Raw genomic sequence first — 16,596 nt, 5'->3', positions numbered from 1 at the left:
CTCTTTCACTTCCTGACCCCGTCCCGCGACGGGGTTTTTTTTGCCTTCACCGCTAATAGAATATAGTATACCCCCCTATATGATACGGAGGCGTAATCGTGCCACATTCACCTGAAGATAAAAAACGGGCGCTCAGCCGCGTAAGACGCATCCGCGGCCAGGTCGAAGCCCTTGAGCGCGCGCTGGAGTCCGGCGAGCCCTGTATGACTATTCTGCAGCAGATCGCCTCGATTCGCGGGGCGGCGAACGGCCTGATGGGCGAAATGGTGGAGATCCACCTGCAGGACGAGCTGGTCAGCGGCGACACCACCCCTGAGCAGCGGGCCGCGAGAATGGCAGAGGTCGGTCATCTGCTACGATCCTATTTAAAATAACATCACGACGAGGAAGAGACAGTTATGAAATCACGCGCAGCAGTGGCCTTCGGCCCCGGTCAGCCGTTAAAAATCGTTGAGATTGACGTCGCGCCGCCGAAAAAAGGCGAAGTTCTGGTGAAAATCACCCACACCGGGGTGTGTCATACCGATGCCTTCACCCTCTCCGGTGACGATCCGGAAGGTGTCTTCCCGGCGGTGCTGGGCCATGAGGGCGGCGGGATTGTCGTGGAAGTGGGCGAGGGCGTCACCAGCCTTAAGCCGGGCGATCACGTCATTCCGCTGTATACCGCCGAATGTGGCGAGTGCAAATTCTGTAAGTCGGGTAAAACCAACCTCTGTCAGGCGGTGCGTGCCACCCAGGGTAAAGGGCTGATGCCGGACGGCACCACTCGTTTCTCGTACAATGGCGAACCGATCTATCACTATATGGGCACCAGCACCTTCAGCGAATATACGGTTTGCGCCGAGATTTCGCTGGCGAAAGTCAATCCGCAGGCGCCTTTGGATAAAGTGTGCCTGCTGGGCTGCGGCGTAACCACCGGTATCGGCGCGGTGCATAACACGGCGAAGGTCAAGGCCGGGGATAGCGTCGCGGTCTTTGGTCTGGGCGGCATTGGTCTGGCGGTGATCCAGGGCGCGGTGCAGGCGCAGGCCGGGCGCATTCTGGCGGTTGATACCAACCCGGATAAGTTCACTCTCGCTAAAGAGATGGGCGCGACCGATTTTATCAATCCGAACGACTACGATAAGCCGATTCAGGATGTGATCGTTGAGTTGACCGACGGCGGGGTGGATTTCAGCTTCGAGTGCATCGGCAATGTAAATGTGATGCGCGCGGCGCTGGAGTGCTGCCATAAAGGCTGGGGTGAGAGCGTGATCATCGGTGTAGCCGGCGCCGGGCAGGAGATCAAGACCCGTCCGTTCCAGCTGGTGACCGGCCGCGTGTGGCGCGGTTCCGCCTTCGGCGGCGTAAAAGGGCGCAGTCAGCTGCCGGGAATGGTGGAAGACGCCATGGCGGGTAAAATTCGCCTCGATCCGTTTATTACCCATCGCCTGCCGCTGGAGCAGATTAACGAGGCCTTTGATCTGATGCATGAAGGTAAATCGATTCGCACCGTGATCCACTTTGGCGACCAGTAATCCCCGACGCTGAAGGCGAATCGTCACTCATAAAAAAAGGGCCCGGATGGGCCCTTTTGTGTATGTCGATCAGTGATGGTCTGGGAGCGCGTAGGCGATGATGTAATCGCCGCGATCCGGTGACTGACGGGCGCCGCCGGCATTGATAATGATGTACTGCTTACCGGTTTTCGGTGAGACGTAGGTCATCGGGCCGGACTGGCTGCCGACCGGCAGACGCGATTTCCAGATCTCTTTGCCGTTCGCGGTATCAAAGGCGCGCAGGTAGAAATCCTGGGTGCCGGCGAAGAACAGCAGTCCGGACTGCGTTGCCAGCGATGCGCCAAGGGTCGGCATGCCGATTGGAATTGGCATGTGCATACGGATCCCCAGCGGCCCGGTGTCTTCTACGGTGCCAACCGGCACCTGCCACACCAGTTTCCCGGTTTTCAGATCTACCGCGGACATGGTGCCGAACGGCGGCTTCTGGCAGGGAATGCCCAGCGGCGACAGGAAACGTTCGCGCATCGCGCCAAACGGCGTGCCCTCCATCGGCACGATGCCCATCTCGATCCCGCTGGCGTCTTTCGCCACCTTCGCGCGCGGCACCATATAGTTGGCCAGGCCCAGACGCATATCGTTGACAAACATCAGGCTGTTGTTTGGATCCAGCGAAACACTGCCCCAGTTCATGCCGCCGAGTGAGCCCGGGAACTGCAGGGAACGATCTTCACCTGGCGGGGTAAAGACGCCCTGATGGCGCATCTCTTTGAACTGAATACGGCACAGCAGCAGGTCGATCGGTGTCGCTCCCCACATATCGGACTCGGTCAACGTCTGGTTGCCGATCATCGGCATCCCTACCGAGTAAGGTTGCGTCGGCGAGTAGCGTTCACCTTTGACGTTGCCCGCCGGCACCGGACGCTCTTCCACTTTGGCCACCGGCTCGCCGGTCTCGCGGTTGAGCATAAAGATCATGCCCTGCTTGCTGGTCTGCACCAGCACCGGGGTGGTGCCGCCCTTGCCGTCAGGCAGATCGTACAGCAGCGGCTGAGACGGCAGGTCAAAGTCCCACAGATCGTGGTGTGTGGTCTGGAAGTGCCAGCGCACCTGGCCGGTGGTGGCATCCACGGCCACGATAGAGGAGCTGTATTTATCGTCCAGCGCGGTACGTTCGCCGCCAAAGAAATCTGGCGTGGCGTTGCCGGTGGGCAGATAGATCAGATTCAGCTTCGCGTCGTAGGACATCGCCGACCAGACGTTTGGCGTACCGCGCGTGTAGGTCTGGCCTTCCGGCGGAACACCGGTCAGCGCTGGATTGCCCGGATCCCACGCCCATGCCAGTTTGCCGGTGTGGACATCAAACGCGCGGACCACGCCCGGCGGTTCGCCAGTGGAGTAGTTATCCGCGACGCGGCCGCCCACCACAACCACATTGCCCGCCACCAGCGGGGTGGAGGTCTGCTGATAGTAACCCGCTTTCACTTCACCCATGCCGACGCTGAGGTCGACAATACCGCCATCGCCGAAGTTTTCGCACAGTTTGCCGGTATCGGCATCAATGGCGATCAGGCGGGCGTCGATGGTCGGCAGGAACAGACGACGGGAACAGGCGGCCGGCTGCGTGCCTGACGCTGGCGCGGTTTGCGCCTGGCTATCTTCGTAATACCCTAAGCCGCGGCAGCGCTGCCAGTTGGGTGAAGAGGATTTGGAGTCATAGCGCCATTTCTCTTTTCCGCTGTCCACATCCAGCGCCAGCACTTTACTGTAAGGGGTACAGACATAGAGAGTATCGCCAATCTGCAGCGGGGTGTTCTGATCTTCTGCGCCCGAGCCGTTGCTCTGTGGGATATCGCCAGTATGCGCTACCCAGGCAACCTGCAGCTGGTTGACGTTTTGTTTGTTGATTTGGTCGAGGGCGGCGAAACGGTCGCCGTGGGTGGTGTTACCCCAGTGCGCCCAGTTTTTCTGCTGTTCGCCTGGCGCGACGGGCTTGACTGGTACCGCTTCAGTCGCGCTGACCAGCGGTGCGGATTTGAACATCCAGCCAAAGCTCACCGCCAGCGCCACGGCGAGAACGGCGGCGACGCCATAGGCCGGGCCTTTTTTCGCCGGTGGGCTGGCGAGGAAAGGCCAGACCAGGGCGGCCAGGAAGGCCAGTACGCCGAGCGCAAACAGGCGCGAGAAGAGCGGCCAGTAGTTCCAGCCAGCGTCACTAATCGCCCAGATCACCGAGGCGATAAACGCCACGGCGTATAACAGAATACCGCCGCGGCGGTTGCGGAAAATCAACACCGCCGCGATGACCATGACCACGCCCATCAGCGCGAAGTACAGTGTACCGCCGACGAGGGCCAGTTTTGCCCCAAGAATACCCACAGCCAGACCGATGATGAGCATCAGTCCGGCGAGAAGCCACTGCAGGATCCGGGGGAATCCGCGCGGCGCGTTGCCAGTTGCCATGTAATCTCCTTAACCACACCAGCCACCTCACTGCGAACCAAATGAAACATGTTTCTTTTGAATCATTTTTGAATGAAGTGGTTTTAACCTTCATAAAACTGTATTTGTTGCTTGATTAGATTTCGAGTGAACCATTTGGTGAAATCGAGACATGATAGATCTGTTAAAGAAGTTTGCGCAAATGTTAATAAATAATTTCGCACTAAATGATTATTTTGCCGAATATGTCTAACGTCATGGGGAGCGGCGTAGGCGCGTTTGCAGGTTCCCCGGCCGCTGCGGGCCGGGGAGAAAGGGGGGTCAGGCAGGCATGGACTTACGGATAGCGCTGAGCAGCGTCTGCGTACCCGGGGTCAGTGTCGCATCGACGCGGGTTAAAATGCCGATGGGCTCTCCGGCGCCCTGGGTGGCGATCGGCAGGGCGGTTAGCACGCCACGGCGAAGATCGTCTTTTACCGCCCCGGAAGGGACAAACCAGACATAGTCAAAATCCACCGTCAGCTGGCGCGACAGGGAGGCGGAGAGGGTCTCGATGCAGCCGGCGGGCATCTTACAGCCCTGGCTCTGGAGCAGCGCTTCGGCGTTTTGCCGCGGCACGGTGCCTTTAGGTGAGACCACCACCGGCCACTCCATCACCCGACTAAGGGTCACCGTCTCCTGAAGCAGGGGATGTCCCGGGCGAACCACCAGCTTCAGGGATTCAAGGAACAACAGTTCGTAATGCAGCCCGCTCATCAGCTCCGGGTCGGACATACGTCCAATGCCGATGTCGATCTCCCCGGATTTTAAGCCGGCGAGCAGCATGGTGTTGTTCATAGTGGCGACCTGCAGCGTGATATCTTTTTGCTGCTTGTGAAACTGGCCGATCACCGTCGGTAGGATCCCCAGCGCGGCGGTGGGCAGCGCGCCGATGCGCACGATATCGTTATTCAGGCCCTCTTTGCGGTTCAGCGCCTGGCCGGCCGAATTAAGGGCGTCAAGCACCTTAACGGCATGCGTCAGAAACTGTTCGCCGACCAGGGTTAGCTGCGCCCCAAGACGACCCCGCTCGAACAGCCGGGTACCGGTCAGCTGTTCTAGCTCGTTAAGCGTTTTCGAGAGTGCTGGCTGGCTCAGATTTAATGTTTCAGCCGCGCGCCCCAGCGTTCCCTGTTGAGCGACGGCCACGAAGGTGTGTAGATGGCGCAAGCGAATGCGCTGACTGAAGAGACCATTTTTTTCCATAGTAAGATGATGTTAAAAACACAGCGGTGAAAGAGACAAGCGGACTTGTTTAAATTTGATAACCAGATAGCAAAATATTATTAACATTTGAGTTGGTTACATGACAAGATCTTTCCCTGTGGTTGAAAACGCCTTCGCCCCGCAGAAACGGGGCGAAGGTGGTGGTCACCGCGACGGCTAAATATCGAAAAAGACGGTTTCGTTCTCGCCCTGCAGATGAATGTCAAAACGATAGACCACTTCCGTACCGCGAACCTCGCGCTCGGCGATTAAGGTTTTGCGTCTCACCTCCCACTCGATGAGATTCAGCACCGGGTCGCTGGCGTTGGCCTCGTGTTCATCGGCAAAGTACATCCGCGTATTCAGGCCAATATTGATCCCCCGCGCCACCACCCACAGGTTGACGTGCGGCGCCATCAGCCGGCCATCGCGACCGACCACCGGGCCCGGCTTGATGGTTTCAAAGCGCCAAATGCCGGAGGTGAAATCAGAGCAGGTACGCCCCCAGCCGCGGAAGGCCGGGTCGACGGCTTTCTGCTGTTGACGATCGTCAGGATGGTTATAGCGACCCGCGGCGTTGGCCTGCCAGATCTCCAGCAGCACATCGCGGACCGGCGTCCCGGAGCCGTCGATAACCCGGCCTTCAATGGTGATGCGCTCCCCGGCGGTATCGGCGGTAGTGAGGACCGGGCCAAAATTTTTCTCAAAAATATGAAAGCCTGCGGCGTCCGGCGCCAGGCCGATATGAACATAGGGTCCCGCCGTCTGCGAGGCGGTTTCAGGCAGATACTCTTTCATCGGGCGGCCCCCTGAGTGCGATTTTCAAACAGCGTGGCGCGGTGGCCGCGCAGAACAAGGTCGAAGCGGTAGGCCAGACAATCCAGCGGTACGGCGGCGTGCAGGTCCAGCTCGGCGATCAGCGTGCGCACGGCGTCGTCATTCTTAATAGTCCTGACGATCGGGCACTGCTTAATCAGCGGGTCGCCTTCAAAATACATCTGGGTGATCAGGCGCTGGGCCCAGGCGTCGCCCGAGAGTGAAAAATGGATATGCGCCGGACGCCAGTCGCTGGCCTGGTTGCGCCAGGGGTAGGGGCCAGGTTTGATGGTGCGAAAACAGTAATAGCCGTTTTCATCGGTAAGCACCCGGCCGCAGCCGCCAAAGTTCGGGTCAATCGGCGCCAGATACTGATCTTTTTTATGCCGGTAGCGACCGCCAGCATTGGCTTGCCAGACTTCCACCAGCGTATTTTTCATCGGTCGGCCGAATCCATCGCGCACGTAACCGTGGACGATGATCCGCTCGCCGATCGGCAGGCCTTCTTTGGCATAGTTCAGGATTAGGTCATTATCCAGAGGGCCGAGGTCGTCGCGGCTAAATACCGGGCCGGTGATCTCTGACAGCGAGTTCTGCAGAGAGATGAGGGCGTTTTTTGGCGAGCGCAGGACGCTGGTTTTATAGCCCGGCGCGTAAGCGGGCGGGTGGCTACTGTAATCGCGATGGACAACCTCACGTGGGGACCATTTGTCGTTCATAGGGTACTCCGTGTAGACGGTAGAGGGGCATATTGTTGTAATGTCGCCAGAAGCAGTGTGTGTAAATGTATTGTTAATTTAAAGTGAAATTACCGGGTGTTTTTCATAACTATGGGTTATGTTTTGCGCAATGACCTGGACCGGCGGCAGGTTATCGCCATCACAGTTTGTAAATTCTTCCCCCCGCGGCGAGGCAGCTTTCCTACACTCCAGGAAGTATTCACTGGAGGTAACACATCATGGCGAACACCATCACGGCTGATGAGATTCGGGAGCACTTTTCACAGGCCATGTCGGCCATGTACCAGCAGGAAGTTCCGCAGTACGGAACGCTGCTGGAGCTGGTGGCTGACGTCAACCTGGCGGTACTGGAAAATAATCCGCAGCTGCATGAACAGCTCGCTAACGCTGACGAGCTGGCGCGCTTAAACGTGGAGCGCCACGGCGCGATTCGCGTGGGCACAGCGGAAGAACTGGCGACGCTCCGTCGCATGTTTGCCATCATGGGAATGTATCCCGTTAGCTATTACGATCTCTCGCAGGCCGGCGTGCCGGTCCACTCCACGGCGTTTCGTCCCATCGACGATGCCGCGCTGGCGCGCAATCCATTTCGGATTTTCACCTCGCTGCTGCGCCTGGAGCTGATTGAAAATCGCGCCCTGCGCGAGCGGGCCGAGGCGATCCTCGCGCGGCGCAAAATCTTCACCCCCCGCTGCCTGGCGCTGATTGCGCAGTATGAAGCAGAGGGCGAATTCACCTCTGCCGACGCGCGCGAGTTTGTCCAGGAGGCGCTGGAGACGTTCCGCTGGCACCGGCAAGCCACCGTCGATGAGGAGACTTACCATGCTCTGCATCGCGAGCACCGCCTGATTGCCGATGTGGTCTGTTTCCCGGGGTGTCATATCAACCATCTCACGCCGCGGACGCTGGATATTGACCGCGTCCAGTCCCTGATGCCGGAGTGCGGTATTGAACCCAAAGCGTTGATTGAAGGGCCACCGCGCCGGGAGGTCCCGATCCTCCTGCGGCAGACCAGCTTTAAGGCGCTTGAGGAGCCGGTGATGTTCGCCGGAGAACACCGAGGCACCCATAGCGCCCGCTTTGGCGAAATTGAGCAGCGGGGCGTGGCGCTGACGCCGAAAGGGCGCGCGCTGTACGATCGGCTGCTGCAGGCGGCAGGAACCGGGAAAGACAATCTCAGCCACCAGCAGCATCTACAGGAGGTGTTTAGCGAATTTCCCGACAGCGAATTTCTGCTCCGTCAGCAGGGGCTGGCCTGGTTTCGCTACCGCCTGACGCCCACGGGTGAGGCACATCGCCAGGCGTTTCGCCCGGGCGACGATCCGCAGCCGCTGATTGAGCGCGGGTGGGTGGTCGCCCAGCCGATTATTTATGAAGATTTTTTACCGGTCAGCGCGGCGGGCATTTTTCAGTCCAATCTGGGCAACGAAACCCAGGCGCGCAGCCACGGGAACGCCAGTCGCGAGGCGTTTGAGGCAGCTCTGGGCTGCCCGGTGCAGGATGAGTTTGAACTATACCGACAGGCGGAGGAGCGCAGCAAACGACGTTGCGGTCTGCTGTAAAATCAGTACCCTGCTGGCATCAGCCTTACAGGGAGCAGGTTATGCAACATCCGTCGAAACCGTTGGCGAAAACCCGTCAGGGAACGCTGGCCGGGAGCGCAGAACAGGGGATTCATATCTGGCGCGGCATTCCGTACGCCGCGCCGCCCGTGGGCCCGCTGCGCTGGCGCGCGCCGCAGCCAGCCGCCCGCTGGCAGGGGGTACGTCCAGCCGAGACCTTTTCCGCCGCCAGCTGGCAGGACATTGACTACTGCCGCGAGCTCGGCGGCGGCGATCCTGGCGCCTTCAGCGAAGACTGCTTATATCTCAACGTCTGGGCCCCGGCCAGCGCAGCGCAGCGCAGCCGCTGCCGGTGATGGTCTGGCTGCACGGCGGCGGGTTTACCATCGGCGCCGGCAGCCTGCCGCCTTACGATGGCAAAGCGCTTGCCAGCCGCGACGTGGTGGTGGTGACAGTTAACTACCGGCTGGGCCATCTCGGTTTTTTCGCCCATCCGGCGCTGGAAGAAGAGGCGGGCGAACGTCTCTATAATTTCGCGTTGCTCGATCAGATTGCCGCTCTGCAGTGGGTTCAGGAGAATATCCACGCCTTCGGCGGGGATGCCGCCAACGTCACGCTGTTTGGCGAATCCGCCGGGGCGCGCAGCGTGCTGTCGCTAATGGCCTCCCCGAAAGCGAAAGGGCTGTTTCATAAAGCGATTATTCAGAGCGGGTATACGCTACCCGATCTGCCGCGGGAAAAAGCGCTGGAAAAAGGGCGCCTGCTGGCGGAACACTTCGCCTTACCGCAAGCCAGCGCTGAGGAATTGCGGGCGATCCCGGCGGAGGCCTTCTGGTCGCTCACCGCGCCTCTGAATACCGGGCCAGCGCCTATTGTCGGAGACGCGGTGCTGCCGCAGCCGATGCTGGAGACCTTCTTTGCCGGCCGCCAGCATCCGATACCGGTGATGATCGGCTCCAATAGCGATGAAGCCAGCGTGATGGCCGTGTTCGGCGTCGATATTGCCGGGCAGATCCAGAAGCTGCGCCGAGAGCGCCGTCTGGGGCTGGGGCTGATCAAACTCCTCTATCCCGGCGTGAAGGGCGATGAAGCGCTGGGGCGGGAAGTATGCCGCGACATGGCCTTCACCACCCTTGGTTATGTAGTGATGCAGGCGCAACAGCGCGTGGGTCAGCCGTGCTGGCGCTACTGGTTTGATTATGTCGCGGAAGCGGAGCATGACGCCTACCCGCATGGGGCCTGGCATGGCAACGAGGTGCCCTACGTGTTTGATAACCTGCGGTTGACCGACCCGGTGCGGCAGTACGCCAGCGAAGCGGATCTGGCCTTCGCCGCTCAGGTCGCTGACTACTGGACGCAGTTTGCACGCCTCGCCAGCGGCGAGCAGACGCTTTCCGGCGCAGTGCGCTGGCCGGCGTGCCTGCGCGGGCGGGATCGCCTGTTGCGCATTGGCTTGCATAAGCGCGCCGGGTTTAAAGTGGAGAACCGCTTTATGCGCGCCAGACTGGCGCTGTTTCGCCGGGTGATGAAGCATCACGTGACGCTGGAATAAATCCCATAATGCGCAACTGTCGCCACCGACCGGTGGCGACGTTATCTCACATGACCACCACCGGCTTGATCACCTTGCCGGACGCCGAATCGGCGAAGGCCTGGTTGATATCGGCCAACGGATAGCGGGCGATAAGCTTATCGATAGGGAATTTTCCCTGTTTATAGAGTTGCACCAACAGCGGAATAAACAGCGCCGGCACGGCGTCGCCTTCAATCACCCCGACCAGCGATTTTCCCTCCGCCATCAGGTCGTTCTGCACGTTAAGGGTGATATCTCCGGTAAAGCCTACAATCGCCACCGTTCCCAGCGGTTTCACCGCGTGTACGGCCTGCAGAACGATAGCGGAGACGCCGGTCGTTTCCACCGCGTAGTGGGCGCCTTTACCGGTGATTTGTTTAATCACGGCGACGGCATCCTGTTCCTTGCCGTTGATCTGATGGGTGGCGCCCAGTTCGCCCGCCAGGGCGAGGCGGCTGGCATGGATATCCACCGCGATAATCTGTGAACAGCCGGTTAATTTCGCTGCCATGATGGCGCTGAGCCCCACCGCGCCGCAGCCAAACACCACCAGCGATTCGCCGACCACCGGTTTCAGGCGGTTGAGCACCGTCCCGCTACCGGTCTGGATACCGCAGCCCAGCGGGCCGAGCAGGGTGAGATCAACCTCCGGGTCGACCACGACCGCGTTGCTGGCGCGGGTGACCACATACTGGCTGAAAGACGACTGGCCAAAGAACAGGGACAGATCCTGGTCTCCCAGCCGGTAGGGGGTGGTGCCATCCCCGCGTCGGCCGCCAAAATTAAGCGTATTAAAATCTTCGCAAGCCGAAGGGTGGTTGCTTAAACAATTTTCGCAGTGGTGGCAGGCGGCGTAGCTGAGCACCACGTGGTCTCCTACCCTGATGCCGCTAACCGCCTCGCCGACGCTGGCAACGATCCCGGCGCCTTCATGGCCGAGGATCGCCGGCATAGGCACAACCCCGGGGTTGTCGCGCATCACGGCGTCGGTATGGCAGACGCCGGTGGCGACAATTTTCACTAATATCTCGTCCTTCCCCGGCGGGGCGACCTCGACGTCTTTGATGACAAAAGGCTGCTGGTAGCCCAGCGTGACGGCTGCTTTCACTTGCATGGCATGACTCCTGAATGAATTCCCTGGAGAGCGTGGCGGGACAGCCCGAACGGCTCTCCCCTGTTGGCCGCTAACGTGAAGAAAGATAGCGGTTATCGGGGAAAAGTTAGCACCAGGCGCGATGGAAATTTGCGCGAATCGTGCCTAAAAAACGCGCGCGGCGAGGAGCGATACATGGGGTGAATATTCAGCACTGGAGAATAGATTTCCCTTGAATAGTCAGGGGCAAAAAGCGGCAGGCAGCGTGTATGCCCTGGCTACACGTCAGAGGAAATGAAAAAAACAGGCTGTTCCTCTGGACAGGGCTTTTTTACCTTTTTTCTGCTGGCAACAATTGGATTATTAATCGTTTTTGTCTAGAGTGGGCGGAAATTATCACGCAGCGTGATGACGCGTTGCGAATCAATTCACCCGTGCAGAAGGACGCTTTCTCAGGCATGAACCGCAGACGTTTTCTTAAATCTTCCATGGCTGTTGCCGCCGTATGCGGAACGTCAGGAGTCGCTTCCTTATTCAGTCAGGCCGCTTTTGCCGAAGACGCGGGCATTGCCGACGGGCAAACGCGTCGTTTTGATTATGCTGTTCTGCAGGCGATGGCTCACGATCTGGCGCGCCAGCCGTGGGGCGGCGCCCCGCGCGATCTGCCGCCGACGCTCGCCAATCTCACCCCGCAGGCCTATAACAGCATCCAGTACGATGCCAACCACTCGCTGTGGAACAATATTGAAGAGCGTAAGCTGGACATCCAGTTTTTCCACGTCGGGATGGGGTTCCGTCGCCGCGTGCGGATGTTCTCTTTAGACGCCAGCACCCAGCAGGCGCGCGAGATCCACTTCCGTCCGGAGCTGTTTAAGTACAATGACGCCGGTGTGGATACCCGTCAGCTGGAAGGACAGTCTGACCTCGGCTTCGCCGGGTTCCGGGTGTTTAAAGCGCCGGAGCTGGCGCGCCGCGATATCGTGGCGTTCCTCGGCGCCAGCTACTTCCGCGCGGTAGACAGCACCTATCAGTATGGCCTGTCGGCCCGCGGTCTGGCGGTGGATACCTTTACCGATACCCCGGAAGAGTTTCCCGACTTTACGTCGTTCTGGTTCGAAACGGTCAAAGGGGACGCCACGGTGTTTACCGTTTACGCGCTGCTGGACAGCCCGAGCATCACTGGCGCCTACAAGTTCACCATCCACTGTCAGGATACCCAGGTTATCATGGACGTGGAAAACCACCTGTACGCCCGCAAGGATATCAAACAGCTGGGTATCGCGCCGATGACCAGTATGTTCAGCTGCGGCAATAATGAGCGGCGGATGTGCGACACCATCCATCCGCAAATCCACGACTCCGATCGGCTGTCAATGTGGTTGGGCAACGGGGAATGGGTCTGCCGGCCGCTGAATAACCCGCAGAAGCTGCAGTTCAATGCCTTCCAGGACAAGAACCCGCGCGGCTTTGGTCTGTTGCAGCTGGACCGTGATTTCTCCCACTACCAGGATGTGATGGGCTGGTATAACAAGCGTCCCAGCCTGTGGGTTGAGCCGCGTAACCAGTGGGGCAAAGGGGCGGTCAGCCTGATGGAGATCCCAACTACCGGCGAAACGCTGGATAATATCGTCTGCTTCTGGCAGCCGGAAAAGGCGGTGAAGGCGGGCGACGAACTGGACTTCCGCTACCGTCTTTACTGGAGCGCGCAGCCGCCGGTGAGCACCCCGCTGGCGCGCGTTCTGGCCACCCGCACCGGGATGGGGGGCTTCCCCGAAGGATGGGCGCCGGGTGAACACTACCCGGATAAGTGGGCGCGTCGTTTTGCCATCGACTTTGTCGGCGGCGATTTGAAGGCGGCCGCGCCGCGCGGTATTGAACCGGTGATCACCCTCTCCAGCGGGGAAGCGAAGCAGATTGAGATCCTCTACGTCGAGCCGTTCGATGGCTACCGGATCCTTTTCGACTGGTATCCGACCACCGACTCAACCGACCCGGTGGAGATGCGTCTGTTCCTGCGCTGTCAGGGAGAAGCCATCAGCGAAACCTGGCTCTATCAGTATTTCCCGCCGGCAGCAGATAAACGCAACTACGTTGACGATCGGATCATGAAATAACCCTGAGTCACCCGACGCCCGCAGGCAGTCCCTGCGGGCCAGAAGAGAGCGCTATGACCACAGATATCCCAGCAGTACCTGAGTCGATCCCGGTAACCGACGCGCTGACGCTAATCGCCATTGATGAGCGCTACGTTAGCGACCTGCACCAGCTGGTGGTCAAAAACCAGCGCTGGCTACAGCAGTCGCTCAGTTGGCCCGCCGAGGTGCGCAGCGAAGACGAGACCCGACGTCATGTGCAGGGCAACGTGATGCTGCATCAGCGGGATTACGCCAAAATGTTTTTGCTGTTTCTCGATAAGCAGCTAGTCGGGGTCCTGTCGTTCAATCAGATCGAGCCGCAGAATAAAACGGCCTATATTGGCTACTGGATCGATGAAGAGCACCAGGGGCAAGGGCTGCTTTCCCGTTCATTACAGGCCTTTATCCGCCATTATGCCGCCAGCGGGCTGGTGCGCCGGTTTGTGATCAAATGCCGGGTGGCGAACACCCGCAGCAACCAGGTAGCGTTGCGCAACGGGTTTGTTCTGGAAGGCTGTCTCCGACAAGCCGAGTATCTGAACGGTAGCTATGACGATCAGAATATCTACGCCCGCATTATTGACCGCGATGAGGCATTAAAGCGCGCCTAACAGCGGCGTGCGGGTGATGTGCTGCTGGCCGTCAAGCGTTTTCGGGCCGCGCAGATGAATGGCCTCTCCCTCCTGTGCGGCAATCTGCACCTCGTCATTGATGGAGACCTGGTGCTCAACGATCACATCGCCGGTGATGACTGTCCGCCCCTGGATCAGCACATCGTCGTCGAGCAGAATCGGACCACCTCGCAGCTGCGCCTCGCCGCCGACCATCGCCCGATGCTTCAGCAGGCAGTTGCCTTCAATCACCGCATTCTCTGCCACCTGCGAACTGTAGCGCACGGTGGGAATGGCATCCTCTCCACGACCGGCGATCAGACGCGCGTGCCCGTATACCCGGGCGTTATCGCATACCCAGACGTCGTTTTCTTCGTTTCCTTCAAGTCTTGCCTGGTCAAACACTTCCGCCCGATGTTCGACAAACGCATGCTCAACGAAGGCATCGCCGTAGATTTGCGCCTGGTGGAGAATGCGCGAGGCGCTGACGGTGGCTCGCTGATAGATCTGCAGGACTTTGTCGCGATCGGCGGTTAACCCGCGCGCGGCAATCACCTGGCAGTGGGGGAGAAGACGCGCCTCGTCGGCAAGGCGACAATAACCGCGCACCTGGCTCTGCATAACCGTGACGTTGTCACTGATCTGCGCGTGATGGCTGATCTGCGAGGCGTGAATGCAGGCCCGTCCGCCGATGGTGGCCTCATGGCTGACCACGCAGAACCCGGTTAAGCGGGCGTCGTCACGGATGCGCGCCCCGGCGAAGACCACGCTGTTGACATCGTAGATCCAGCACTCCCCCTGCTGGCTGAGAGCGCATTCCTCATCCACCCAGCCGCCTTCGCTGCCCGCTTTAACGTCAGCGAAATCAATAAGCGCCACGATCTGGCGCAGGGTGACGCTTTGTTTGCCATGCTCTTCCTCATAACAATACTGCCGGGTCTGTTCGCTGAGACGGTATTTACGCATGGCCGATCCTTATTACTTATGGTTAACATAAACATAGCAAAGATCGCCATAGCGCGCGGGATAAGGTTCCTTTAGAATGCAACTTCAAATTAAATTGATATCATCAATAAAATGAATAAAACGCAAACGCCGCGGCAGGTGCTAAACCTGCCGGCGGGTTATTTTGGCATGGTGCTCGGCACCATCGGAATGGGCTTCGCCTGGCGTTACGCCAGCACCCTCTGGCCGGTCAGCCGCAGCATTGGTGATGGGCTGGTGACGCTGGCGATGGCGATGTGGGTCCTGCTCAGCATGGCGTTTATCAGCCGGGCGATCCGCTTTCCGGCGAGCGTGCTGCGGGAGATGCGTCATCCGGTGAGCAGCAGCTTCGTCAGCCTGTTTCCGGCCACCACGCTGTTGGTGGCGATTGGTTTGGCTCCCTGGTGCCGGCCGCTGGCGTTCGGGCTGTTTGTGCCGGGCGTGGCGCTGCAGCTCGCCTATGCCGCCTGGCAAAGCGGTGGGCTATGGCGGGGGAACCATCCTCGCGAGGCCACCACGCCGGGGTTGTATCTGCCGACAGTAGCCAATAATTTTATCAGCGCGATGGCCTGCGGCGCGCTGGGATTTTCCGATGCCGGACTGGTGTTCCTCGGCGCCGGGGTCTTCTCCTGGCTGAGCCTCGAGCCGGCGATCCTCCAGCGTCTGCGCAGCGCAGGCGCGCTGCCGACGCCGCTGCGCACCTCGCTGGGGATCCAGCTGGCTCCTGCGCTGGTGGCCTGCAGCGCCTGGCTCAGCGTAAACGGCGGGGAGGCCGATACCTTCGCTAAGCTGCTGTTTGGTTACGGCCTGCTGCAGCTACTGTTTATGCTCCGTCTGATGCCCTGGTATCTTCGTCAGCCGTTCAATGCTTCTTTCTGGAGCTTCTCGTTCGGCATTTCCGCGCTGGCCACCACCGGTCTGCATCTCGGCCAGGCCAGGGGAGACGGCTTTTTTCATCATCTGGCGATGCCGCTATTTATTTTTAGCAATCTGGTTGTCGGCCTGCTGCTGCTGCGTACAGCGTTGCTGTTGGTCAGCGGAAAACTGTTGCTCCAGGTCGACCGGGAAACACTCCTGAATAAGAAGGAAGGATCATGACAAAGCGTGACGCGGATTATTTTAGTCAAAAATACAGCCTCACCCGTACCCATTCCGAGGTGCTGCATGCCGCGACGATTGTGCCGCCGGGGCGGGCGCTGGATCTGGGCTGCGGCAACGGGCGTAACAGCCTTTATCTGGCGGCGAACGGCTTCGCGGTGACGGCGTGGGATAAAAATCCGATGAGCGTCAACAATCTGGAAAGTATTCGCGCCGCCGAGCGACTGGATAATCTGCAAACGGCGGTGAAAGACCTCAACAGCCTGAGCTTTGACGGCGAGTATGACCTGATCCTCTCCACCGTAGTGATGATGTTCCTCGAGCCTGACACCATCCCGGGCCTGATCGCCAATATGCAGCGCTGCACCGCCGCCGGCGGCTATAACCTGATTGTGGCGGCGATGGATACCGAAGACTATCCCTGCACTGTCGGCTTCCCGTTTGCCTTTAAACCTAATGAGCTTCGTGATTATTACCAGGGCTGGGAGCTGCTGAAATACAATGAGGACGTCGGCGAGCTGCATCGCACCGACGCCAACGGCAATCGCATCAAATTGCGCTTCGCCACCCTGTTGGCGCGCAAGCCTGCCTGATTCGCCGCGGCGTGGGAAGCTGAGCATGGCCCGCGCCGCATTCCCCGCCAGAGCCTGGGCAAGACAGAGACCCGTTGCGGCGAAAATGAGCCTGGAAAACCGCGCGATACCCCTTTTAAGTGATTATTTATTAACGTAATGTTCAGGCAATCAATATTTATAAATCTTCCTTGACGAAGCCCTTTTTTTGTCACAAAACTAGTGGGTC

13 protein-coding genes and 1 pseudogene are annotated in these 16,596 nt (G+C 59.4%); 8 read left to right on the top strand and 6 right to left on the bottom strand.

What is annotated here, in order from left to right; all coding sequences use genetic code 11:
- The first annotated feature begins 98 nt into the window (after positions 1-98).
- The gene (locus tag BHE81_RS07465; protein ID WP_002907563.1) at positions 99-374 is read left to right on the top strand and encodes a metal/formaldehyde-sensitive transcriptional repressor; all 276 of its coding nucleotides are present in this window, start codon (positions 99-101) and stop codon (positions 372-374) included.
- 24 nt (positions 375-398) lie between these two features.
- Positions 399-1,517: an S-(hydroxymethyl)glutathione dehydrogenase/class III alcohol dehydrogenase gene (locus BHE81_RS07460; RefSeq protein ID WP_004143804.1), complete on the top strand. Its 1,119-nt coding sequence runs from the start codon at positions 399-401 to the stop codon at positions 1,515-1,517.
- Positions 1,518-1,586: 69 nt separating this feature from the next.
- On the opposite strand, the gene BHE81_RS07455 is transcribed toward BHE81_RS07460, so the two are convergent.
- The 4 genes from BHE81_RS07455 to pcaH all read right to left on the bottom strand — a co-directional run bounded on the left by BHE81_RS07455 (position 1,587) and on the right by pcaH (position 6,718).
- Positions 1,587-3,959, bottom strand: coding sequence for a membrane-bound PQQ-dependent dehydrogenase, glucose/quinate/shikimate family (locus BHE81_RS07455; RefSeq protein ID WP_019705725.1), 2,373 nt, complete (start codon positions 3,957-3,959; stop codon positions 1,587-1,589).
- A 300-nt stretch (positions 3,960-4,259) separates the two neighbouring features.
- Positions 4,260-5,183, bottom strand: a complete 924-nt coding sequence (locus BHE81_RS07450) for a LysR substrate-binding domain-containing protein (protein WP_004143800.1) — start codon at positions 5,181-5,183, stop codon at positions 4,260-4,262.
- 177 nt (positions 5,184-5,360) lie between these two features.
- Positions 5,361-5,981: a protocatechuate 3,4-dioxygenase subunit alpha gene (gene pcaG, locus BHE81_RS07445; RefSeq protein ID WP_004184258.1), complete on the bottom strand. Its 621-nt coding sequence runs from the start codon at positions 5,979-5,981 to the stop codon at positions 5,361-5,363.
- Positions 5,978-6,718 (bottom strand): protocatechuate 3,4-dioxygenase subunit beta, encoded by a 741-nt coding sequence (gene pcaH / locus BHE81_RS07440; protein WP_014907499.1) that lies wholly within the window; start codon positions 6,716-6,718, stop codon positions 5,978-5,980. The genes pcaG and pcaH overlap by 4 nt, the downstream gene beginning before the upstream one ends.
- A 239-nt stretch (positions 6,719-6,957) precedes the next feature.
- Between pcaH and BHE81_RS07435 the strand changes: the two genes are divergently transcribed.
- Positions 6,958-8,301: a VOC family protein gene (locus tag BHE81_RS07435; RefSeq protein WP_002907549.1), complete on the top strand. Its 1,344-nt coding sequence runs from the start codon at positions 6,958-6,960 to the stop codon at positions 8,299-8,301.
- 41 nt (positions 8,302-8,342) lie between these two features.
- A pseudogene (locus BHE81_RS07430) lies at positions 8,343-9,853 on the top strand (carboxylesterase/lipase family protein).
- Between the two features lie 46 nt (positions 9,854-9,899).
- On the opposite strand, the gene BHE81_RS07425 reads toward BHE81_RS07430, so the two are convergent.
- A complete protein-coding gene (locus tag BHE81_RS07425) occupies positions 9,900-10,988 on the bottom strand; it encodes an NAD(P)-dependent alcohol dehydrogenase (protein WP_023286515.1) in 1,089 nt (362 codons plus the stop codon).
- A gap of 437 nt (positions 10,989-11,425) precedes the next feature.
- Between BHE81_RS07425 and BHE81_RS07420 the strand changes: the two genes are divergently transcribed.
- Together BHE81_RS07420 and rimL are read left to right on the top strand one after the other, a co-directional pair.
- Positions 11,426-13,081, top strand: a complete 1,656-nt coding sequence (locus BHE81_RS07420; RefSeq protein ID WP_002907489.1) for a glucan biosynthesis protein D — start codon at positions 11,426-11,428, stop codon at positions 13,079-13,081.
- A 53-nt stretch (positions 13,082-13,134) separates the two neighbouring features.
- The gene (gene rimL, locus BHE81_RS07415; RefSeq protein WP_023285216.1) at positions 13,135-13,713 is read left to right on the top strand and encodes a 50S ribosomal protein L7/L12-serine acetyltransferase; all 579 of its coding nucleotides are present in this window, start codon (positions 13,135-13,137) and stop codon (positions 13,711-13,713) included.
- On the opposite strand, the gene ydcK is transcribed toward rimL, so the two are convergent.
- The gene (gene ydcK, locus BHE81_RS07410; RefSeq protein ID WP_004891515.1) at positions 13,699-14,679 is read right to left on the bottom strand and encodes a YdcK family protein; all 981 of its coding nucleotides are present in this window, start codon (positions 14,677-14,679) and stop codon (positions 13,699-13,701) included. The two genes, rimL and ydcK, sit on opposite strands and share 15 nt — an antisense overlap.
- 111 nt (positions 14,680-14,790) lie before the next feature.
- On the opposite strand from ydcK, the gene tehA reads away from it, so the two are divergent.
- On the top strand, positions 14,791-15,795 hold the full coding sequence (gene tehA, locus BHE81_RS07405) for a dicarboxylate transporter/tellurite-resistance protein TehA (protein WP_023342784.1): 1,005 nt from the start codon (positions 14,791-14,793) through the stop codon (positions 15,793-15,795).
- On the top strand, positions 15,792-16,388 hold the full coding sequence (tehB, locus tag BHE81_RS07400) for a tellurite resistance methyltransferase TehB (protein WP_004184253.1): 597 nt from the start codon (positions 15,792-15,794) through the stop codon (positions 16,386-16,388). The genes tehA and tehB overlap by 4 nt, the downstream gene beginning before the upstream one ends.
- Positions 16,389-16,596: the final 208 nt, after the last annotated feature.

Origin of the sequence: Klebsiella sp. AqSCr, assembly GCF_008452795.1 — a bacterium.
Taxonomy (GTDB): domain Bacteria; phylum Pseudomonadota; class Gammaproteobacteria; order Enterobacterales; family Enterobacteriaceae; genus Klebsiella; species Klebsiella pneumoniae.
The sequence above is the reverse complement of the archived record's forward strand: the minus strand, read 5'-3'. Positions and strand labels throughout refer to the sequence as shown.